Here is a 19,065-nt window from a genome sequence, read left to right as displayed (position 1 = left end):
TAATCTGCGGTTCTTGCTAGGCTAGAAGCGTTGCGACTACTAAGGGAAAACTGTGAATCAATACGTTGTTATCTGTTTGGACAATAATCCAGTTAGCATCGAGCGAATACGTACGGAATTAGCTCCGTTGTCTTGTGTGTTCGATATCTACACTGCCGAGAACATTGAAGATGCGCACCACGCATTGGAAGACATCCACGACAATCATCAAACCGTTGCTTTAGTGATCACTCACCATCACTCTAAGTTCAATGGCGTGCAGTTTCTAATTGAGCTCGAGCAGTTACCTCATAGTAATACAGCGAGAACCATACTCGTCAGTGCATCGTCAGACATTCAATCCATTCTAACTGCGGTAAACGAAGGCAGACTTAATCACTGCTTAACCAAACCGGTTCAAGATCAGGTTCTCTTCAAGTCAGCACAAAAGGAACTGACCTCTTTCGTTATCCAATACGATGCGGAAAATCTACTGTCATACAGTGATGCATTAGATCAACAGCGCTTACTAAGAGCTCATATAGAGCAAAAGATTCAATCTTTTCAATCAGGCTTTATTCACGATTACCACCAGCTTTCAGACAATACGCTCGCTGAACGTGTCTTTAATGCCTTGCAAGAGGTCTTCTCCAAAGATGATAAAAACAAAGCAATTCGCGATTACTCTCCAGAGCACTTATTAACGGTTGAAGGAGAAGACAATCGCTTCTTATGGTTGATCATAGAAGGTGACGTCGCCCTCTATAAAAAAGATGAATTAGGACAACAGCGAGAAGTGGTACGTCACTCTAAAGGCAACATCGTTGGAGGAATGTCATTTGTGACGGGCGAGCCTTCTTTCTCTACAGGGATCACTCTGACCCCAACTCGAGTTATTAAACTTGATAAAGAGAGTTTTACTCAGGTGATGCATTCCAATAATACTTTGCTGCCTTTGTTTACTAACCTACTGCTCCGTCATTTTAATCGCCGCTTACAACGTAGTATCACCAACAAAATCAAGCTGCAACAAACACTTGAATCATTGGAGTCTGCACACCAGCAATTGATTGAAAAAGAGAAAATGGCCATGCTTGGGCAACTTGTTGCAGGTGTCGCACATGAGCTTAATAACCCAATAGCGGCAATTATGAGAAGTATTGAAACGCTATCAAAGCATCTAGACCAGATACTGGAGCAGCTATCCGTTCCTCATTCCAATAAGGGAACGGAAGTATTGGCGTGTTCAAAATTAGCTAAACCACTCTCCACTTCTCAGGAGAGACAACTGGTAAAACATTTAGCATCAACCATTGATGATCGTACCCTCGCAAAAAAAACCGTGAGATTGAATTTAAGCCAAGATGCTAAAGTTCTAGAGACCCTAAAAGACTCCCCTGTCGCAGGCAAAGAGTTACTCAACGACTTGGAGCATTACCATTACGTCGGCAACTCTATCCGCTCCATTCAAGTGTGTAGCAAGCGCATTGCCGACATGGTTAAAAGCCTAAAAAGCTATGCTCGTGAAGACGATGAGCTTCGCCATTACACAGACATACACGAAGGCATTGAAGACACTTTGGTGATCTTTGAAAACCGCTTGAAACACCATCAACTTGAAAAGCACTACGACACAAACTTGCCACCTTTGCTCTGCCAATCACTGGCGCTGCAACAAGTCTGGACCAACCTTCTTTCTAACGCACTCGATGCCATTCCAGAGCGAGGCAAGGTTTCTATCTCCACTTCACAACAGACCAAAGACAATCAAACGTTTCTAGTGGTGCAGATATCAGACACTGGCATTGGAATCGCTAAAGAAGACATTCATTCTATTTTCAACCCTAATTTCACGACCAAAAAAGAAGGTAACTTTGGTTTAGGGATTGGGTTATCTATTTCTCAACAGATCGTTTCGGCCCATCAAGGATTCATTTTGGTGGAGTCTGAGGTTGGAAGCCACACTCACATGCATGTATGGCTGCCGTTCAAACAAGAAGGAGCACCTCATGAATAAGTACTTAATTTTATGTGTCGATGATGAACCAGAGGTGCTCAATAGTGTGCTTCAAGATTTAGCTGTAATTGAAGAAAACTTTATCGTTGAGGGCGCAGAATCGGTCGATGAAGCAAAACAAGTCATCAAAGAGATGGAGCAAGACGGCATTAAGCTCGCTTTGATCTTATGTGACCACATCATGCAGGAAAAAACAGGTATCGATTTTCTTATAGAACTTAACCAGCACGACTCTACAAAGCCTACGCGCAAGCTGCTGCTCACCGGGCAAGCCGGGCTTGAAGATACGGTAACTGCCATTAATAACGCGGCCCTCGATTTCTATATATCCAAACCTTGGCAAGGCGACCAACTCAGAGACACCATAACTCAGCAGCTGACCGACTATGTGATTGCCAATGATAAACAACTACTGAATTGGACTTCGATTCTAGATACAGAGCGCATCCTTACCTCGATGGCAAATAAGCGCACAAGCTTTGGAGAGTAATGCTTCCGATTAACATTTGAAGGGCAATGAGATAAACATCAGTCAATATAAGACACGAACAGACACATATAAAATCTGGATGATTCACTTGTCCAACTTTCTCATTTGCCCCAAAACATGAGATCTCCGTTGCAGACTAGCCCTTAATTTGTTTATTTTTTAACTAAATGATTAAGGATTTACATTTTAATGGATTACTTTTCCGTGAGTTAGATTAAACTGTCTCGATGTTTATGGTTTGCCGATTTCTCTCAAACCAAAGGAATTAACACTAATAAAGGTTTACGGTCGTTATGCGCAAAATACTACTTACTACCGCTATGCTGTTGGCTTCGAGCCAAGCGCTAGCTGTCGAAGAACAACCACAAGTAATGAGCAACTTCAGCTACGATTACTTCGAAGCACGTATCGGTGCTAGCCCTGTTACATTTGGTGGCGCGTTCAGTAAGTCAATCCACCCGAATGCTCACGCAATTGCGCGCATTGATTCAGAATTTGAAAGTGATTTCGACTCTGCTGTTGGTCTCGGTTTCCACGCTCCAATTAACAACTGGGCAGACCTAACAGGTGAAATGCTAGCGCGCATCGTTCAGCCTGAACACACAAGCTCTACTGACATTGGTATGGAAGTTAACATTGGTGTTCGCCAATGGCTTGGTCCACAACTAGAAGTTGGTGGTAAAGGTGGTTACGTTTCTATCGATGATAACGATGATTGGATCGGTTCTGTTTACGCACGTTTCCACTCTACAGAGCTATTCTCTATCGGCGCTGAAGCTCGTATCAACGACTTCTACGGTGATCAGCTAATGTTCACAGCACGCTTCAAGTACTAATACTTAGCTGACGAGTTCGAACCTTTGGGTTCCAAGAGAATACTCAGTCTCTTTCATTGATACAGAAACAAAAAAACCGAGGATTTATTCCTCGGTTTTTATTTATAAACTGTAACTTCAAGCATATAAGGACGACTTCTTTAGTGGCAGCTCTTTAGTAGTTGCTGCTTGCGTGGTTCTTGTAATAGTTTCCAATGGATACCATCAATCGCACCCGCAAATTTCCAAAGTAGTTTTAGGTCAACATCGTTTCCATACGCTTTGCGAACCTTATTAAATACTTCTGGTGCGCCTAACTGAATAAACATAGAAACATCGTCGACACCCGCCTTTTTCACCATGCGCTCTAACGTAAGCTGCATGTTAGGAAGATCTCTTAATCTACGGCTAGCAGATGACTTTTTGAAGCTGCGCTGCTGAATTGAATTATCGATAGAAGTACGAATAATGCTATCCAATTCAGGATGTTCGCATGTGAACAGATCAGTAATATCGTAGTAGTTTACGGTTGCTGTTGTCTGTTTTTTCACATGGCGATACTTTTCACAATCAAGATCTGCCAGTTTTTTATCTAATGACTTGCCACCTCTAATGAATAAACAACCTTCACTCAACAAGGCAAACATCGCGTCATTTTGAAAGAGGCCAATACCTCCGAACATAGAACGTTTTTGATGCTCACCAAATTGATTCACGTAATTAATAAATGCTGTCTCGGTCATATCCGTTGATCCTTAATCAAATTACCCCGATTAGGTTGATCACCAGACAAGCAGCTTTTTATGCGAAAAATTTTTGAATCTAATTTTTATTGTTGTTTAGGTGAATATTATAGTTGCGTTTTTCACCTTTAAATAAATGATACTTCGAAAAGAAAAATAAGTCTGGACTTAGTTCACATCAATCAATTGTGTATTCTGCTTTTTCATGATTAACATCACACAAAGCTATCATTCCATGATTGAATTTTGACGTTTGATGATACACCGGTTCAATATTTAAAAGCTTGTGTGGACCTATCAGTATTGCCTCGCAGCATTGTGGCTTGTAAAATGGTAGGACATACATGTTTTTACTTTTTATATGAATCATTTATCGTTTTTCTGGCTACCACAAAACAAGGCACTTCTTCTTAAGGGCCTAGAATCAGAATTTGCCCAACTTGTTGGACATTCCCTCGCAGCGGGAAAAATAACCCTTCCTCCTATTCCTAACGTTGTACTTAAGATCCAAAAGCTTTGTACCCTTGAATCGACTGGGATAGCGGAAGTTGCCGAGTGCTTACTTGAAGACCCAGGCCTTACAGCCATCGTCATTCGAGTTGCAAACTCGGTTGTCTTCAACAGACGCAACATTACCTGTGTCGACATTATGACAGCCGTTTCACGCCTCGGCATACTGCGTGTTCGTGACATCGTGACAGCACAAGCGATCGAGCAACTCAAGCATTCAGTAGATTTAAGTAAAGAGTGTAACCAGCTATTGATTCAAAGCGCTTCTGTATCAAAAGAGTTAGGCGCAACCATGGTACTTGTGACCAATGGCTTTAAAGAGATCGCTCCTGCTGAATATCGCTACCTTGAACATGAGAAGTCTTTACTAGTTGGGCTATTAGCCGATATTGGGCTGTTCTGCCTAGTAAGCGAATACCACCTATACCTTGAGAACGGTAACTACCTCGACCACGATATCGCGCTTCAGATTTTCCAGGGCCAATGTTCAGCCACCAGCAAGCTAGTACTCAAGCGTTGGGGCTTCGACAGCGATTTCATTGACGTGTGCAGCAACACCATCAACAAACAAGAAGAACGTGAAGTGTCTTACTTAGATATCGCACGCATTGCTAACCACCTACTGATGTTCAGAAACAAGGATGAGAACATCGATGATCACGAAGTTGAGCTCAACGTGACAGGTGCAGAGGTGCTTTATAATCTAAGCAACTTGAGTAAACATGATTTTAATGCAAAGCTAAACGACGTGATCAACTCTAGTGGCTTCTAAGTCATAGAAAAAGTTGAAGTAATTGCAATAGAGGAAAGCATGTTTACAGGGATGATCTTCATATTTGCTCCACTTGTTGTGGGGTATCTATTCTCAATTTCAAACACCCAAACGCTAGAATTCATCAACCGCTCTACATCGCGTTTGATCTATGTAATTCTAGCGCTGATGGGATTAAGCCTTGCCGCGCTTGATAATCTTGGTAATAACCTACAGACAATCCTTCTTTACACAGTCACTTTCTTTGTCTGCTTGAGTGTTTGTAACCTGATGGCATTGCCCGCGATAGACAAAGTACTACCACTCAAAACAGACAGTAGTCAAAAGAAGCTGCCCCTTTCTTCGATGGCAATGGAGTCTGCCAAACTCATTTTGGTTGTCGGCTCAAGCCTTATCGCAGGACTCGTTCTGCCTATCAGCCTTCATTGGGTCGATACAGCGAGTGAGTGGATTCTATTCGTTCTTCTATTCTTCATTGGCATCCAGCTGCGAAACAGCGGGCTGACCCTAAGACAAATCTTGCTCAACAAGCATGGCATGGTCATCGCTGTCACGATAATTATCACCTCTATGTTAGGTGGTGTTATCGCTGCTTACTTGCTTGATATTCCTCTGTTTAACGCGCTAGCCATGTCTTCTGGTTTTGGCTGGTACTCCTTGGCTGGAATCCTAATGGGCGATGCATTTGGTCCGGTCTACGGCGGAGCATCATTCATGCTTGAGCTCCTGAGAGAGCTTGTCGCGTTAGTTCTGATTCCAGTGCTCATTCGAAGCTATCCATGTACGTCTATTGGTTATGCTGGAGCTACCGCCATGGACTTCACTTTGCCTGTCATTCAAATAACAGGCGGCGTCCGCTGTGTGCCTATCGCGATTGTTAGTGGATTTATATTGAGTCTACTCGTACCTATTTTGATGTTGTTCTTTGTATCTCTTGCTAACTAGATCGCAGGAATAGCGATCGATTTAGATTAGAATGCACCTCGAATACCATTGCCCAAGACACCGATACAGTTACCCAAATAAAAAGACACTAAGTGTCATTGCTCAACAAAGAATGATCACGGTAACCTGTAACGACAAAGTAATAACAAGAATAAACTTACAAAAGGACCCGCTATGAAACGCCTTTGCGTCGCATTACTGCTAGCTTCAACTTCTACTTTCTCTTTTGCAGCAGATTCAATGTCTGAAACAAACCAGTGCCAAGCGAAAAAATACGATGCTTACATCGACGCCTCTCTAAATTGGTACGCCGATCTTGCTGAACTCACCTCAGAGCAATACCCAGAGCTAACAGAAGTAAGTGAATGGTTCCTTGAAGGCCGTAAGCACCACTTCGAGCTAAATCGTGCTGCGGTACACTACTACCTAGTGAATGACTCAAGCAAAGTAGCAACAGAACAACCAGTTGAAGGCTGGCTGCAACTTGAGCAACATGACATAAAGACTCTATCACAACGCGATGATGAGCTAGGCAAAGTCGCTAAAACAACGTTCGACGATCGTCAATCAAAGCCTCATGAGCAAAATTACGAGCTGCGTTCGGCATTCGCAGAGCTGCTTAGTCACCCTAAACAAATCGACACTGCACTTCAGCGCTACAACAGCTCGATCGCCGAACTTGAAGCGATTAAATGTAAGTAACCCCTCATTTAATAAGCTTTTGTGAGAAGTTGGATTTCATAATTAAGACGGGACATTGTTCCCGTTTTCGTTTAGATTGTCCCGCTCGCGTCAATATTAAAAAAATAACTCGCTTGCTATGGTTACGGAACAAAAAACAGCAGATGTTAGCTTCGACAGTCTTCTACGTATCTTCACGGTACCTGAAGGCCCAGATTCAACACTCACTCAAATTGAAGACAAACTTTCACGAAACCTGAATCAATTCTTACGTGAACATATCGTGGCTGAAGAAAAGCCGCTGCGTGAAATTGAGAAAGATTTTTCAAATGCTCATATCCCAGAGCAACCTGAGTTTGTTTCTGAACATACTGAGCATCTCCTCGATTCTCTTGTATCGCACTCGGTTCATACTTCATCGCCAAGCTTCATTGGTCACATGACGTCTGCCCTGCCTTACTTTTTGATGCCGCTTTCAAAGATCATGATTGCGCTCAATCAGAACCTAGTAAAGATCGAGACTTCCAAAGCTTTCACCCCCCTAGAGCGTCAAGTTCTGGGTATGCTGCATCGCTTGATCTATCAAGATGATGACGCGTTCTATTCTCGTTGGATGCACAGTGCCAATCACTCATTAGGGGCGTTTTGTTCTGGTGGTACTATCGCGAACATTACTGCGCTTTGGGTCGCACGTAACAATGCACTAAAAGCACAGGGCTCGTTCAAAGGTGTCGAGAAAGAAGGCTTGTTCACAGCCATGAAACACTACGACTACGAAGGCCTAGCCATCTTAGTCTCTGAACGTGGTCACTACTCCCTGAAAAAAGCCGCTGACGTACTGGGTATTGGTCAGGAAGGTCTTGTATCAGTTAAAACAGATAACGACAATCGCATTTGTACTGACGACCTACGACTGAAGATCGAGCAGCTCAAGCAGAACAAGATTAAGCCTTTCGCCGTTATCGGTGTCGCTGGTACAACGGAAACCGGTAATATCGACCCACTAAGAGATATTGCCGACGTATGTGCCGAGTCTGACTGCCACTTCCATGTGGATGCAGCTTGGGGTGGTGCAACCTTGATGTCGAATAATCACCGTCACCTTTTAGATGGTATTGAACTGGCTGATTCGGTCACTATCGATGCTCACAAGCAGCTTTACATTCCTATGGGTGCTGGCATGGTTCTGTTTAAGAAACCAGATGCGATGACAGCCATTGAACACCACGCGCAATACATTCTGCGTAAAGGATCGAAAGACTTAGGTAGCCATACCTTAGAAGGTTCTCGTTCAGGTATGGCTATGCTGGTTTATGCTGCAATGCACATCATCAGCCGTCCAGGCTATGAACTGCTGATCGATCAAAGCATCAACAAAGCACGCTACTTTGCCGACCTAATCAAAGAACAAAGTGATTTCGAACTGGTATCTGAACCAGAGCTTTGCTTACTGACCTACCGCTACGTTCCTGAAGTGGTAAAAGCAGCCCTGCTTAAAGCCGCTCCTGACCAGCGTGTAGAGTTGAACGAACTTCTGAACGAACTGACTAAGTTTATCCAGAAGAAACAGCGTGAAACAGGCAAATCGTTTGTATCTCGTACTCGCCTAAACCCTGAAGCGTGGGCTCATCAGCCAATCATCGTTTTCCGCGTAGTATTGGCTAACCCCTTAACGGGCAACGAGATTCTTTCTTCTGTACTTGAAGAGCAGCGTGAAATCTCTAAACTAGCTCCTAACTTGATGGGTAAGATCACCAAACTGGTTACGCAAATAAACGCATAGCCATTCAACTTTAGTTGCATCAAATTGAAAATTTATTTCTTTTTGATGTAACTTAGGTGTCAGTTCATACTAAAATCGCATTCTTTTTGCTCAAAGCCTCTTCCAATTCTGTACTTTTCTAAAGTTTTGTTGAGGCCTGTCATATTCTTAGGCATTCATCCCGTGTTTTTGTATTAGTGAATAGTATGTTAGGTTTATACTGACTCTATGGTGCTAGTTAGCTTGATATCTATTTGATACAGCAGCAATTACAATATTCAACAAAACGTTGGTGTTGTGCTTACTGATATTTGTTTCAGCCATACCCCCTGGTAAAAAGATATTAACTGGCAAGTTGTTCTCTATACCCTTGTGAACACTATGAATACATTAGAAAAAATACAAAAAAACCTGGAAAATTTCAGCAAGTCTGAGCGCAAGGTAGCCGAAGTAATTATGGCTTCCCCTCAAACTGCAATCCATTCTAGCATTGCTACCTTAGCTAAAATGGCTGACGTAAGTGAGCCTACAGTTAACCGCTTCTGTCGTCGTTTAGACACAAAGGGCTTCCCTGACTTTAAACTTCACCTTGCTCAAAGCTTGGCGAATGGTACACCTTATGTGAACCGCAATGTCGAAGAAGATGATGGCCCTGATGCTTACACGCATAAAATCTTCGAATCAACAATGGCATGCCTAGACGTTGCGAAAAACAGTCTAGATGCAATGCAAGTAAACCGTGCGGTTGACTTGCTGACTCAAGCAAAACGCATTTCGTTCTTCGGACTAGGTGCCTCTTCTGCCGTAGCGAAAGACGCTCAAAACAAGTTTATTCGTTTTAATATTCCAATCACGTGTTTTGAAGACATCGTGATGCAACGAATGAGCTGCATTAATTGCAGTGACAACGACGTTATCGTATTAATCTCTCACACAGGTCGTACAAAGAGCCAAGTTGAAATTGCAAACCTAGCACGCGAAAACGGCGCAACGGTTATCGCAATCACAGCAAAAGACTCTCCACTAGATAAAGCAAGCTCGCTTTCTATCTCGTTGGATGTACCGGAAGACACAGACGTTTATATGCCAATGGCAAGCCGCGTTGTTCAAATGACGGTTATTGATGTGCTAGCGACTGGCTTTACACTGCGTCGCGGTTCTGGTTTCAGAGAGAATCTTAAGCGTGTCAAAGAGTCACTTCGTGATTCACGCTACGAGAAATACTCTCAGTTCTAACCCCAAAGATGTAAATTGAAAAACGGAGCCTTGTACTCCGTTTTTATTTATCTGCGTCTTGAATAGTGTCATGACCATTTACCAATACTATTAAATGGTCCAGCTGTTCCCCTTCTCCACCACACTATTCTCTGAGGCATAAGAGTTGATGATCGTGAAACTCGACTCCACCATTTGAGACTCGGCATCGTTATGACTAAACGAGACTTCACCCTGAGCTTCACCACAATGACACTTCTCACAAACCTGCTGCAGGATATGTATCAAACGCTCTTGATTCAATGGCAATGGATTCCCTTTAATAGCAACCGACTTGAGTGCATCAGCCGATACCTCTTCGAATTGCGCTTCACAAACAGCAAACTCTAATAGACTTGGTAGCTTGAGCGTATCGAGTACTTCTGATAACCAAGAAATTGCATCCTCTGCCGAGGCTTGCGCTTTGCCCGTGACTATTTGAGCAATCCTTTGATAGCGCTCTAAAATATCGCTTCTTTGATGCTCCCTCGCGACCTCAATATTCTCTAGCATCACAAATGGCGCTAATCGAGCCGTAATAACACTGTGCGGAGCCGATATCTTACCACCCAACGCAGAAGCCAATCCGTGCGCAGCACCTAGCTTGGCGTTGGTGATTGCCATCCCACCAAGCATGGAAGCGAATGCCAGATCAGAGCGTGCTTGCGGTTCATCATAAACACACGCTTGCACCACGGAACCGCTGAGCTTACGCAACCCTTCTTCGCAGATCATATCCGTCAATGGGTTTGGATCTCCGCACACATAAGCCTCCATCAGGTGAGTAAACGCGTCCATCGCGCCCCTGCCCGACAAATACAGGTTAGTACCATGAGTTAATGTCGGATCGACAATAGCGACATCAGCCAACATATCTGGGCTTCGTAAGCTGATCTTCACTTGGTCTTGCCCTGATTTGAGTACAGCATTTTTAGTCACCTCTGCACCGGTGCTCGCGGTTGTGGGAATAGCAATAAATGGCAGTGGTTTAGTTTTGAGAGGGACATTGCGACCAACTACTTCAACGTAGTCATAGAGGTTACCTTGGTTAGGTAATACGGCAGCTAACGCTTTGCCCATGTCTATCGCACTGCCTCCGCCCATAGCGACAACCATATCGGGCTTAAATCGTCGTGCAGATATCGCGGCCTCTTCAACCATTTTGATATTAGGCTCACCAGAAACCGCGATGTGTTGGTAACGCATGCTTTGCGCATCTAGATAATCAGTGACAATTGACGTGCGCTGGAGTGTATTCCCGGTCACTAATAACACGCTGTAGCCATATTGGTTAAAGAGAGACAATGAAGCGGAGAGTGCTCCATCACCAAAGATGATCTTTGTAGATGTCATAAATTGAAACATGGTGCCTCCTGCGCCTATGACCAAACAAAACTGCGAACTCTTGGTTGTTGGAATGTTGTCTTTGTACCTAGTGCCTGTTTTTAAAAAGGCTCATTAAGAAAACGACTCTTGTTGCCACCCCAGACTTCTAAAGGCGACGCTTCGTGGGTTGTGTATGAACACTCTAACCTTTATCGTTTAATTTTCGTCAATCAGTCATAAGATGCCTCGTTCTGAAGACAATTTTTTTGACGAAGTGCAACTTGTCACACTAAAGGTGCATAAAAGTCGCTTTCTTAGGGGTAATTCACACTCTGATAATAAGGGTACTTAGACTTGATACTGACCAAAAATTCGAGCGGATCGCTTTTGTGAACATTATTTGCTCTGATAGGCAAAACCTATTGTATTAAGAGGTAATTCCATCTTTATTTCCCTAAAGCATTAGGGCATAGTTGGATTCAAGAATTTTTGAGTCTTGTTCAATTAAGAATAGTTGACGTATTTTAGGTTAACGAGCCTCATCCCGTATTTAGGAGAAATGAAATGTTTGTTGTTATTTTTGGTCGCCCTGCTTGCCCATTCTGTGTTCGTGCAAAAGAGCATGCTGAAACTCTTAAAGCAAAACGCGATGACTTCAACTACCGTTATGTTGACATCCACGCTGAAGGCATCAGCAAAGCAGACCTAGAGAAGACAGTTGGTAAGCCAGTTGAAACTGTGCCACAAATCTTCATCGATCAAGACCACATCGGCGGCTGCACAGAATTTGAAGCATACGCAAAAGAAAACCTAGGTCTTTTCGACTAATCTAGTGTTTGAATCTTGGGCTAAGCCCTTAATCAGCTGAACATTTTTAGTATCAGACTGTAAGATTTCTATTAAGCCCGCTTATTAAAGCGGGCTTTTTTTATAGCCAGTTTTCATACGATATAAGAATCTGGTCAAAATCAAGTAAAAAGGGAAAATATCACTTATAATTTATTTATATTTAGATACAATCCACATTTCAAACTTACCCTGTTTTTCACGCCTATTATTGAGCGACCACTGTGAATATCGACGTTGTTTTTCTGCTAGAACAAAACCCCATTCTCCTCATCTTTGTTGTTTTATCGATTGGTTTAGCCATTGGTAAAATTCGTTTCGGTAGCCTGCAACTTGGTAATTCAATCGGCGTTCTGATTACTTCCCTTGTTATGGGTCACCTTGGTTTCTCATTTAACGCAGACGCCCTAACGATTGGCTTTATGCTGTTCATCTACTGTGTCGGTATTGAAGCGGGGCCAAACTTCTTTGGTATCTTTTTCCGAGATGGCAAACACTACCTGATCTTAAGTTTAGTGGTGCTCTCTACCGCTATAGCGCTTACTTACTTCTGTAGCGAATACTTAGGTCTTGGTTTCGGCCTTTCTGCCGGCATGATGGCTGGAGCACTAACTGCGACACCAATCTTGGTAGGTGCGCAGGACGCACTCAACTCAGGGCTTGCTGAAGTGCCAAGAAATATGGATTTAAGCCTGATTATCGAAAACCTATCGGTCGGCTACGCTATGGCTTACCTAGTTGGCTTAATCAGTATGATTATGTTTGCTCGTCTGATTCCAAAACTTCAGAAAGTAAATCTGCACGACTCAGCAGAGCAAATTGCTCAAGAACGAGGCTTAGGCGCTTCAGGTCAGCGCAAGGTTTACCTGCCGATTATTCGTGCTTATCGTGTGGGACCAGAACTTATCTCTTGGACAGACGGTAAGAACCTGCGTGAGTTGGGTATCTATCGCCAAACAGGCTGTTACATCGAGCGTATTCGCCGTAATGGCATTCTTGCCCACCCAGATGGTGATGCCATTTTGCAAGAAGGCGACGAGATCGCATTGGTTGGTTTCCCGGACAGCCACGCGCGCCTAGACCCAAGTTTCCGTAATGGCAAAGAGGTTTTCGACCGTAACCTTCTTGACCTACGTATCGTGGAAGAAGAGATCGTCGTTAAAAGTGACAGCATCGCAGGCAAACGCCTTTCAGACCTAAATCTATCTGAATACGGCTGTTTCCTTAACCGCGTAGTACGTGCTCAAATTGAAATGCCGATGGACTTAAACATCGTGCTTGCTAAAGGTGATGTTCTGCAGGTGAGTGGTGAGAAGAGTCGTGTTCACGGCCTAGCAGAGAAAATTGGTTTCATCTCGATCCACAGCCAAATGGCGGATCTGATGGCTTTCTGTAGCTTCTTCATCTTGGGCATTCTATTTGGTTTGATCACTATGACATTTGGCCAGGTTTCATTTGGCTTAGGTAACGCGGTTGGCCTACTGCTATCAGGTATCATGCTAGGTTTCTTGCGTGCAAACCACCCTACTTTTGGTTATGTACCTCAAGGGGCACTGAACATGGTCAAAGACCTAGGTTTGATGTTCTTTATGGTGGGTATCGGTTTAAGCGCCGGTGGTAAGATATTTGAGCACTTAACTCAAGTTGGTCCGCAAGTTATCGGTATTGCTCTGATAGTCAGTGTAATCCCGGTATTCTTCGCTTACTTAGTAGGCGCTTACGTACTTAAGATGAACCGTGCATTGCTGTTTGGTGCGATTATCGGTGCACGAACATGTGCTCCAGCAATGGACATCGTAAATGACCATGCTCGCTCAACAATCCCAGCATTAGGTTATGCGGGCACCTACGCGATAGCAAATATTTTGATGACCTTAGCCGGTACCTTCATCATCATTATCAGCTAGCCACACATCGCTAAACGATTCATTTCTAATGCACTAATTCATGTTTGGGTTAGTGCATTTTTATGGACTGTTTCAAGCAGTTCAGCCTTCCTCCCCTCTCCTGCTCTTAACTCTCTTCGTATCTCGAATCTCGTCACTCGTAGCTGCTCTTAAATCTTTTCGTATCTCGAATCGTGTCACTCGCAACTGCTCTTAAATCTTTTCGTTTCCCGCCACTCGCATCCCGAATCTGCTCTTAATCTCCTTAATCAAATAGCAGACAAAAAAATAGGCGCTCAATGAGCGCCTATTCGTTTAGATTCGATAATTTGAATTAGATGTCAGCTACATCGAATTCAACAGCTGGGTTAACGTCAGCTTCGTAATCAACACCTTCAACACCGAAACCGAATAGCTTCAAGAACTCTTCTTTGTACTCAACGTAGTCAGTTAGCTCTTTTAGGTTTTCAGTTGTGATTTGAGGCCATAGGTTACGACAATGCTCTTGGATGTCGTCACGCAGTTCTAGGTCATCCAGACGTAGACGGTTTACGTCATCAACCTCTGGAGCGCTGCCGTCTTCTTTATATAGACGCTGGCTGAACATACGGAAGATCTGTTCCATACAACCTTCGTGAATACCTTCTTCACGCATCTTTTTGAACACCATAGCGATGTAAAGAGGCATAACAGGGATTGCAGAGCTTGCTTGAGTCACAACAGACTTAAGAACAGCAACGTTAGCAGTACCGCCAGTTTGGCCTAGTTTCTCGTTTAACGCTGCCGCTGCACGATCTAGGTCCATCTTAGCTTTACCTAGCGCGCCATCCCAGTAGATTGGCCACGTTAGTTCAGTACCGATGTAGCTGTAAGCGACCGTCTTACAACCGTCAGCTAGAACACCAGCTTCAGAAAGAGCATTAATCCAAAGTTCCCAATCTTCACCGCCCATTACAGTAACAGTGTCTTTAATCTCTTCTTCAGTTGCAGGCTCTACGCTTGCTTCGATGATTGTGTCTTTGTTCGTATCAACCGCAGTTGACGTGTACGTTTCACCGATAGGCTTTAGAGATGAACGAATTACTTCGCCAGTCTCTGGCATTTTACGCACTGGAGACGCCAGTGAGTATACAACCATATCGATTTGGCCTAGATCTTCTTTAATCAGGTCAATTGTTTTCTGTTTAGCTTCGTTAGAGAAAGCATCGCCATTCAGGCTTTTTGAATATAGGCCTTCTTCTTTAGCAAACTTGTCGAACGCTGCTGAGTTGTAGAAACCAGCTGTGCCAGGCTTTTTCTCAGTACCGGCTTTCTCAAAGAAAACACCGATAGTTGAAGCGCCGCCACCAAATGCAGCCGCAATACGTGAAGACAAGCCGTAGCCACTTGAAGAGCCAACAACTAGTACACGTTTAGGTGCGTTTGCGATTGGGCCTTGAGCTTTTGTGTAAGCAATTTGTTCTTTTACATTAGCTTCACAACCGACTGGATGTGTTGTAGTACAGATGAATCCGCGAATTCGAGGTTTGATGATCATATTCAACTTCCTTAAAAAATCAGGTTAAGGATAAAAGTTTCGTACGCAAATGGCATCTAATTTCTGTAAAAATGTGGTGAAAATGCAAGTGGTTGGAGCACTCAGTGAATATTTGCTGACTAAGTCACCATTTGTTAACGCGACTATTGCGACTTCTACGACAAAAACAAAAAAAGGCACCTTTTAAGGTGCCTTTTATCATTTCTTAATCTAAGCAACGCTATTTAGCTTAGGTTTTAACTCTTTTCGCGTCAAAGTTTCACTGTAATCGTGACTGAAGTGGTCAACTTGGATTGCAGCGTAGCGTAGTTTGTCTGCTGCAACGATTTGGTCAACTTCGTCTTGAGTCAGTACATCAGCTGCAAGTGCTTGAGCAAGTTTGTCTTGCAGCAGACCTTTACGAGCAACTTTGCCCTCTTTAACCGCTTTGAAGATCTTACGCTCAAGTGGTTTGATGCTGTACATCGCATTGAACGCGTTTTCCATCAAGCCAACACTATCGTCCTCTTCCTGGCCGATGTAGCAAAGATGAGTCAGACGTTCACGGTGTGCTCCCGGCGTCATCAAGCTTTCAGCCAACTGAACGGTTAGATCATCACTTGGTTTTTCGAAGTGGTTACCTACAGGGAATATTAGCCCTTTAAGTACCTTACCAACCACCTTATTCGGGAAGTTACGGTACGCCTCTTGTAGTGCTTTTGCAGCATGGTGGAAACAGTGCTGAACCGCGTAGTGTACATAGCCTAGGTCTGCTTGTTGACGACCTTCATCTTCATACTTCTTAAGCGCAGCTGAAGCCATGTATAGGTAACTTAGACCATCACCTAAACGTGCAGAGATAAGCTCTTTACGTTTCAGTTCACCGCCCAGAGTTAGCATCGCGAAGTCGGCACTTACCGCTAATGCACGGCTTAGACGTGTTAAGTCTTGGTAGTAAGGCTTAGTTGGACCACTCATGTCCGCTTTAATGAACTTAGAGCCTGTCAACGCAGCACCGAACGCACCAAATGTGTTCTTAGTTGCGTGACCAATATGCTTGAATAACAAGTCATCGAAGTCTTTCGCACCTTGCTTCTCATCTGGGTTAGCTGCCGCTTCCATCTCGCTCAATACGTATGGGTGACAACGTGTCGCACCTTGACCAAAAATCATCAGGTTACGAGTCAGGATGTTTGCACCTTCTACTGTGATTGCAACTGGAATACCCAGGTAAGGTGCAGCCAAATAGTTCATTGGACCATCTTGAATTGCACGACCTGAGTGAATGTCCATTGAATCATTCAGAATAGTACGTGCCATCTCTGTCATGTGGTATTTCGCGATAGCCGTTACGATGCCCGGCTTCTCTTTCATATCAAGCGATGTCGTTGTAAGTGTTCTTGTCGCTTCTAGTAGATACGTTAAACCACCGATACGACCTAAGCTCTCTGCAACGCCCTCAAACTTACCAATCGACATACCAAACTGCTTACGAACGTATGCGTATGCACCTGTTGTCCTCGCCGTTAGGTGGCCCATTGCCGTGCCTAGTGCTGGTAATGAGATACCACGACCCGCAGATAGACATTCCACTAGCATACGCCAGCCTTTACCTGCGTAATCCGCGCCACCGATTAACCACTCCATTGGAATGAATACATCATGACCACGTGTTGGACCGTTCATGAAAGCAAGACCTAGTGGGTCATGACGTTCACCAATCACAACGCCTTCATGGTCTGCTGGAATAAGCGCACACGTGATACCGATATCTTCTTTATCACCCAACAGTTTTTCTGGATCGTGCAGTTTGAATGCAAGGCCAAGCACTGTTGCTACGGGTGCTAGCGTGATGTAACGCTTGTTCCAGTTAAGCTTGATACCCAGTGTCTCTTTACCTTCGTGCATACCCATACATACGGTACCAACATCAGGAATACCGCCTGCATCAGAACCCGCTTCAGGGCCAGTTAGTGCGAAACATGGGATATCTGTACCGTCAGCAAGACGTGGCAGCCAGTAATCTTTCTGTTCTTGAGTACCATAGTGAGATAGAAGCTCACCTGGACCCAGTGAGTTAGGAACCATTACAGAAACTGCGGCACTGATGCTGCGAGTTGCAATCTTAGTAACAATTGTTGAGTTTGCGTGCGCTGAAAATTCACGACCGCCGTACTCTTTAGAAATGATCAACGAGAAGAAGCGTTCTTTTCGTAAGAAGTTCCAGACTTCCTTCGGAAGATCTCGGTCTTCTTTCACAATCTGATGGTCATCAAGCATAGAAAGCAAAATTTCTAGCTCATTGTCCATAAAAGACTGCTCTTCTGACGAAAGTTGAGGCTTTGGATATTGGTGCAGCTTAGTGAAATCTGGTTTACCAGAGAACAGCTCTCCGTCCCACCACACGCTACCCGCTTCCATCGCTTCTTTCTCAGTGCTAGATAGTGGTGGTAGTACTTTTTTAAAGAGTTTAAAAGCTGGGTCACTTACCCATTTTTGTCTTAGAGAGCTCATAGTTCAGATCCTTTTGTTCACTATATTGGTTGTGAATTTATTCGCTTTTTATTTGTTTTATTCTTCTGCTGACATGCCAGCGGCCAAGTATGGAATTAAAATATCGACCACTGCTTTGGCATCCATTTTCTTTCCGTAATCATTCTCTGCAATTTCTACGAGAGCCTGACTCGAAGCCATGGTGAATACACAAGTCCCGAGGGTGAAGTGCAAACGCCAAAATAACTGTTCTTTAGTGAGGTCCGGGTTAGCTTTCATTACTGAACTAGTAAACAAAGTCAGCACTTCGCTATAACGAGTCGTAATGAACCAACGCAAATGCCCCTGTACGTCCGTGTAGCCTCTGCCGATAAGTAACATGAATCGGCTGGTACCATTTGGCCTTACATCATTCAGTGCTCGTAGCGGCTGTCTTAAAGACTCAAACACGTCACTCATAGAATACGTTTCGTTCAAGTTTAAGTTCACTAGTGCATCTTGCAGTGCAGGCATAAATGCTTCCAAGTAGCGATTGAGTACTGCACGAACCAGAGTTTTCTTGTCACCAAAGTGGTAGTTCACTGAAGCTAGATTAACATTCGCTTTACCCGTAATAGTGCGTAAAGAGGTGTCATTAAAACCATGCTCAGCAAACAAGCCTTCAGCTACGTCTAAGATTTTGTCTTTGGTTGTACTTCTTGGTGCCATTTCAATCACTCGTATTAAACAACTGTTTGAAATATACGACGAGAACATTTATTTAACAAGCAAGCAACATCACATTTTCACAAATTGGTCGTACCAGTTGAAAAATATCGCCACTAACCGATTGAATCGCGGGAGATTTAAGAAAAAAGTAAAATTTAATGAATTTTCTGGGAACTGATTCAGAAATGGAGAGTCATAAATTACGTAGAAAACAGAGTATTTAGAAGTTTAACAGGCCGTCAAACTTGTTGTTCTCCCTGCTTTCTTAATTACTGCATTTTCCTTATTAACTCCTATACTTGTATCCGCCCAAACCACGTTG

Annotated in this window: 15 protein-coding genes; 10 read left to right on the top strand and 5 right to left on the bottom strand. The window is 43.6% G+C overall.

Annotated features, from left to right (window positions below; all coding sequences use genetic code 11):
• The first annotated feature begins 52 nt into the window (after nucleotides 1-52).
• The 3 genes from BTO10_RS12445 to BTO10_RS12435 all read left to right on the top strand — a co-directional run bounded on the left by BTO10_RS12445 (nucleotide 53) and on the right by BTO10_RS12435 (nucleotide 3,322).
• Nucleotides 53-1,996, top strand: coding sequence for an ATP-binding protein (locus BTO10_RS12445; protein WP_105024705.1), 1,944 nt, complete (start codon nucleotides 53-55; stop codon nucleotides 1,994-1,996).
• Nucleotides 1,989-2,486 carry a response regulator gene (locus BTO10_RS12440; protein WP_105024704.1) on the top strand — a complete coding sequence of 166 codons (498 nt, stop codon included), beginning with the start codon at nucleotides 1,989-1,991 and terminating at the stop codon, nucleotides 2,484-2,486. Before BTO10_RS12445 ends, BTO10_RS12440 begins: the two co-directional genes overlap by 8 nt.
• Nucleotides 2,487-2,779: 293 nt before the next feature.
• The gene (locus tag BTO10_RS12435; protein ID WP_004741569.1) at nucleotides 2,780-3,322 is read left to right on the top strand and encodes a hypothetical protein; all 543 of its coding nucleotides are present in this window, start codon (nucleotides 2,780-2,782) and stop codon (nucleotides 3,320-3,322) included.
• Nucleotides 3,323-3,462: 140 nt separating this feature from the next.
• Here BTO10_RS12435 and BTO10_RS12430 read toward each other — a convergent pair whose 3' ends face one another.
• The gene (locus BTO10_RS12430; protein WP_105024703.1) at nucleotides 3,463-4,044 is read right to left on the bottom strand and encodes a TfoX/Sxy family DNA transformation protein; all 582 of its coding nucleotides are present in this window, start codon (nucleotides 4,042-4,044) and stop codon (nucleotides 3,463-3,465) included.
• 361 nt (nucleotides 4,045-4,405) lie between these two features.
• Between BTO10_RS12430 and BTO10_RS12425 the strand changes: the two genes are divergently transcribed.
• The 5 genes from BTO10_RS12425 to BTO10_RS12405 all read left to right on the top strand — a co-directional run bounded on the left by BTO10_RS12425 (nucleotide 4,406) and on the right by BTO10_RS12405 (nucleotide 9,950).
• A complete protein-coding gene (locus BTO10_RS12425) occupies nucleotides 4,406-5,326 on the top strand; it encodes an HDOD domain-containing protein (RefSeq protein ID WP_105024702.1) in 921 nt (306 codons plus the stop codon).
• 39 nt (nucleotides 5,327-5,365) lie between these two features.
• Nucleotides 5,366-6,271 carry a lysine exporter LysO family protein gene (locus BTO10_RS12420; RefSeq protein ID WP_105024701.1) on the top strand — a complete coding sequence of 302 codons (906 nt, stop codon included), beginning with the start codon at nucleotides 5,366-5,368 and terminating at the stop codon, nucleotides 6,269-6,271.
• A gap of 174 nt (nucleotides 6,272-6,445) precedes the next feature.
• Nucleotides 6,446-6,973 (top strand): hypothetical protein, encoded by a 528-nt coding sequence (locus tag BTO10_RS12415; protein ID WP_004741565.1) that lies wholly within the window; start codon nucleotides 6,446-6,448, stop codon nucleotides 6,971-6,973.
• Between the two features lie 118 nt (nucleotides 6,974-7,091).
• Nucleotides 7,092-8,735, top strand: a complete 1,644-nt coding sequence (panP, locus tag BTO10_RS12410) for a pyridoxal-dependent aspartate 1-decarboxylase PanP (RefSeq protein WP_105024700.1) — start codon at nucleotides 7,092-7,094, stop codon at nucleotides 8,733-8,735.
• 360 nt (nucleotides 8,736-9,095) lie between these two features.
• Complete coding sequence (locus BTO10_RS12405) at nucleotides 9,096-9,950, top strand: MurR/RpiR family transcriptional regulator (RefSeq protein WP_004734686.1); 855 nt, start codon at nucleotides 9,096-9,098, stop codon at nucleotides 9,948-9,950.
• A gap of 90 nt (nucleotides 9,951-10,040) precedes the next feature.
• On the opposite strand, the gene BTO10_RS12400 is transcribed toward BTO10_RS12405, so the two are convergent.
• Nucleotides 10,041-11,333 carry an iron-containing alcohol dehydrogenase gene (locus tag BTO10_RS12400; protein ID WP_105024699.1) on the bottom strand — a complete coding sequence of 431 codons (1,293 nt, stop codon included), beginning with the start codon at nucleotides 11,331-11,333 and terminating at the stop codon, nucleotides 10,041-10,043.
• A 525-nt stretch (nucleotides 11,334-11,858) separates the two neighbouring features.
• Between BTO10_RS12400 and BTO10_RS12395 the strand changes: the two genes are divergently transcribed.
• Entirely contained in the window at nucleotides 11,859-12,122 is a 264-nt protein-coding gene (locus BTO10_RS12395) for a GrxA family glutaredoxin (protein WP_004741562.1), read from the top strand.
• A 242-nt stretch (nucleotides 12,123-12,364) separates the two neighbouring features.
• On the top strand, nucleotides 12,365-14,047 hold the full coding sequence (locus tag BTO10_RS12390; protein WP_105024698.1) for an aspartate:alanine antiporter: 1,683 nt from the start codon (nucleotides 12,365-12,367) through the stop codon (nucleotides 14,045-14,047).
• A 313-nt stretch (nucleotides 14,048-14,360) separates the two neighbouring features.
• Here the strand turns inward: BTO10_RS12390 and fabV are convergent, their stop codons facing one another.
• The 3 genes from fabV to BTO10_RS12375 all read right to left on the bottom strand — a co-directional run bounded on the left by fabV (nucleotide 14,361) and on the right by BTO10_RS12375 (nucleotide 18,743).
• On the bottom strand, nucleotides 14,361-15,563 hold the full coding sequence (fabV, locus tag BTO10_RS12385) for an enoyl-ACP reductase FabV (protein ID WP_004741296.1): 1,203 nt from the start codon (nucleotides 15,561-15,563) through the stop codon (nucleotides 14,361-14,363).
• A gap of 210 nt (nucleotides 15,564-15,773) precedes the next feature.
• Nucleotides 15,774-18,056 carry an acyl-CoA dehydrogenase gene (locus BTO10_RS12380; protein ID WP_105024697.1) on the bottom strand — a complete coding sequence of 761 codons (2,283 nt, stop codon included), beginning with the start codon at nucleotides 18,054-18,056 and terminating at the stop codon, nucleotides 15,774-15,776.
• A 57-nt stretch (nucleotides 18,057-18,113) separates the two neighbouring features.
• On the bottom strand, nucleotides 18,114-18,743 hold the full coding sequence (locus BTO10_RS12375) for a TetR/AcrR family transcriptional regulator (protein ID WP_105024696.1): 630 nt from the start codon (nucleotides 18,741-18,743) through the stop codon (nucleotides 18,114-18,116).
• Nucleotides 18,744-19,065: the final 322 nt, after the last annotated feature.

The sequence above is a fragment of the Vibrio chagasii genome, from assembly GCF_002954585.1.
GTDB classification, from domain to species: Bacteria; Pseudomonadota; Gammaproteobacteria; order Enterobacterales; family Vibrionaceae; genus Vibrio; species Vibrio chagasii_A.
Note: the sequence above shows the minus strand (reverse complement) of the source record. Positions and strands in the feature narration are given on the sequence as shown.

Bases quoted from the DNA above. Each gene is read 5' to 3' on its own strand.
- BTO10_RS12440 (WP_105024704.1), top strand. From the start codon at position 1,989: ATGAATAAGTACTTAATTTTATGTGTCGATGATGAACCAGAGGTGCTC.
- BTO10_RS12395 (WP_004741562.1), top strand. From the start codon at position 11,859: ATGTTTGTTGTTATTTTTGGTCGCCCTGCTTGCCCATTCTGTGTTCGT.
- panP (WP_105024700.1), top strand. From the start codon at position 7,092: ATGGTTACGGAACAAAAAACAGCAGATGTTAGCTTCGACAGTCTTCTA.
- fabV (WP_004741296.1), bottom strand. From the start codon at position 15,563: ATGATCATCAAACCTCGAATTCGCGGATTCATCTGTACTACAACACAT.
- BTO10_RS12430 (WP_105024703.1), bottom strand. From the start codon at position 4,044: ATGACCGAGACAGCATTTATTAATTACGTGAATCAATTTGGTGAGCAT.
- BTO10_RS12435 (WP_004741569.1), top strand. From the start codon at position 2,780: ATGCGCAAAATACTACTTACTACCGCTATGCTGTTGGCTTCGAGCCAA.
- BTO10_RS12400 (WP_105024699.1), bottom strand. From the start codon at position 11,333: ATGTTTCAATTTATGACATCTACAAAGATCATCTTTGGTGATGGAGCA.
- BTO10_RS12425 (WP_105024702.1), top strand. From the start codon at position 4,406: ATGAATCATTTATCGTTTTTCTGGCTACCACAAAACAAGGCACTTCTT.
- BTO10_RS12380 (WP_105024697.1), bottom strand. From the start codon at position 18,056: ATGAGCTCTCTAAGACAAAAATGGGTAAGTGACCCAGCTTTTAAACTC.
- BTO10_RS12375 (WP_105024696.1), bottom strand. From the start codon at position 18,743: ATGGCACCAAGAAGTACAACCAAAGACAAAATCTTAGACGTAGCTGAA.
- BTO10_RS12420 (WP_105024701.1), top strand. From the start codon at position 5,366: ATGTTTACAGGGATGATCTTCATATTTGCTCCACTTGTTGTGGGGTAT.
- BTO10_RS12415 (WP_004741565.1), top strand. From the start codon at position 6,446: ATGAAACGCCTTTGCGTCGCATTACTGCTAGCTTCAACTTCTACTTTC.
- BTO10_RS12405 (WP_004734686.1), top strand. From the start codon at position 9,096: ATGAATACATTAGAAAAAATACAAAAAAACCTGGAAAATTTCAGCAAG.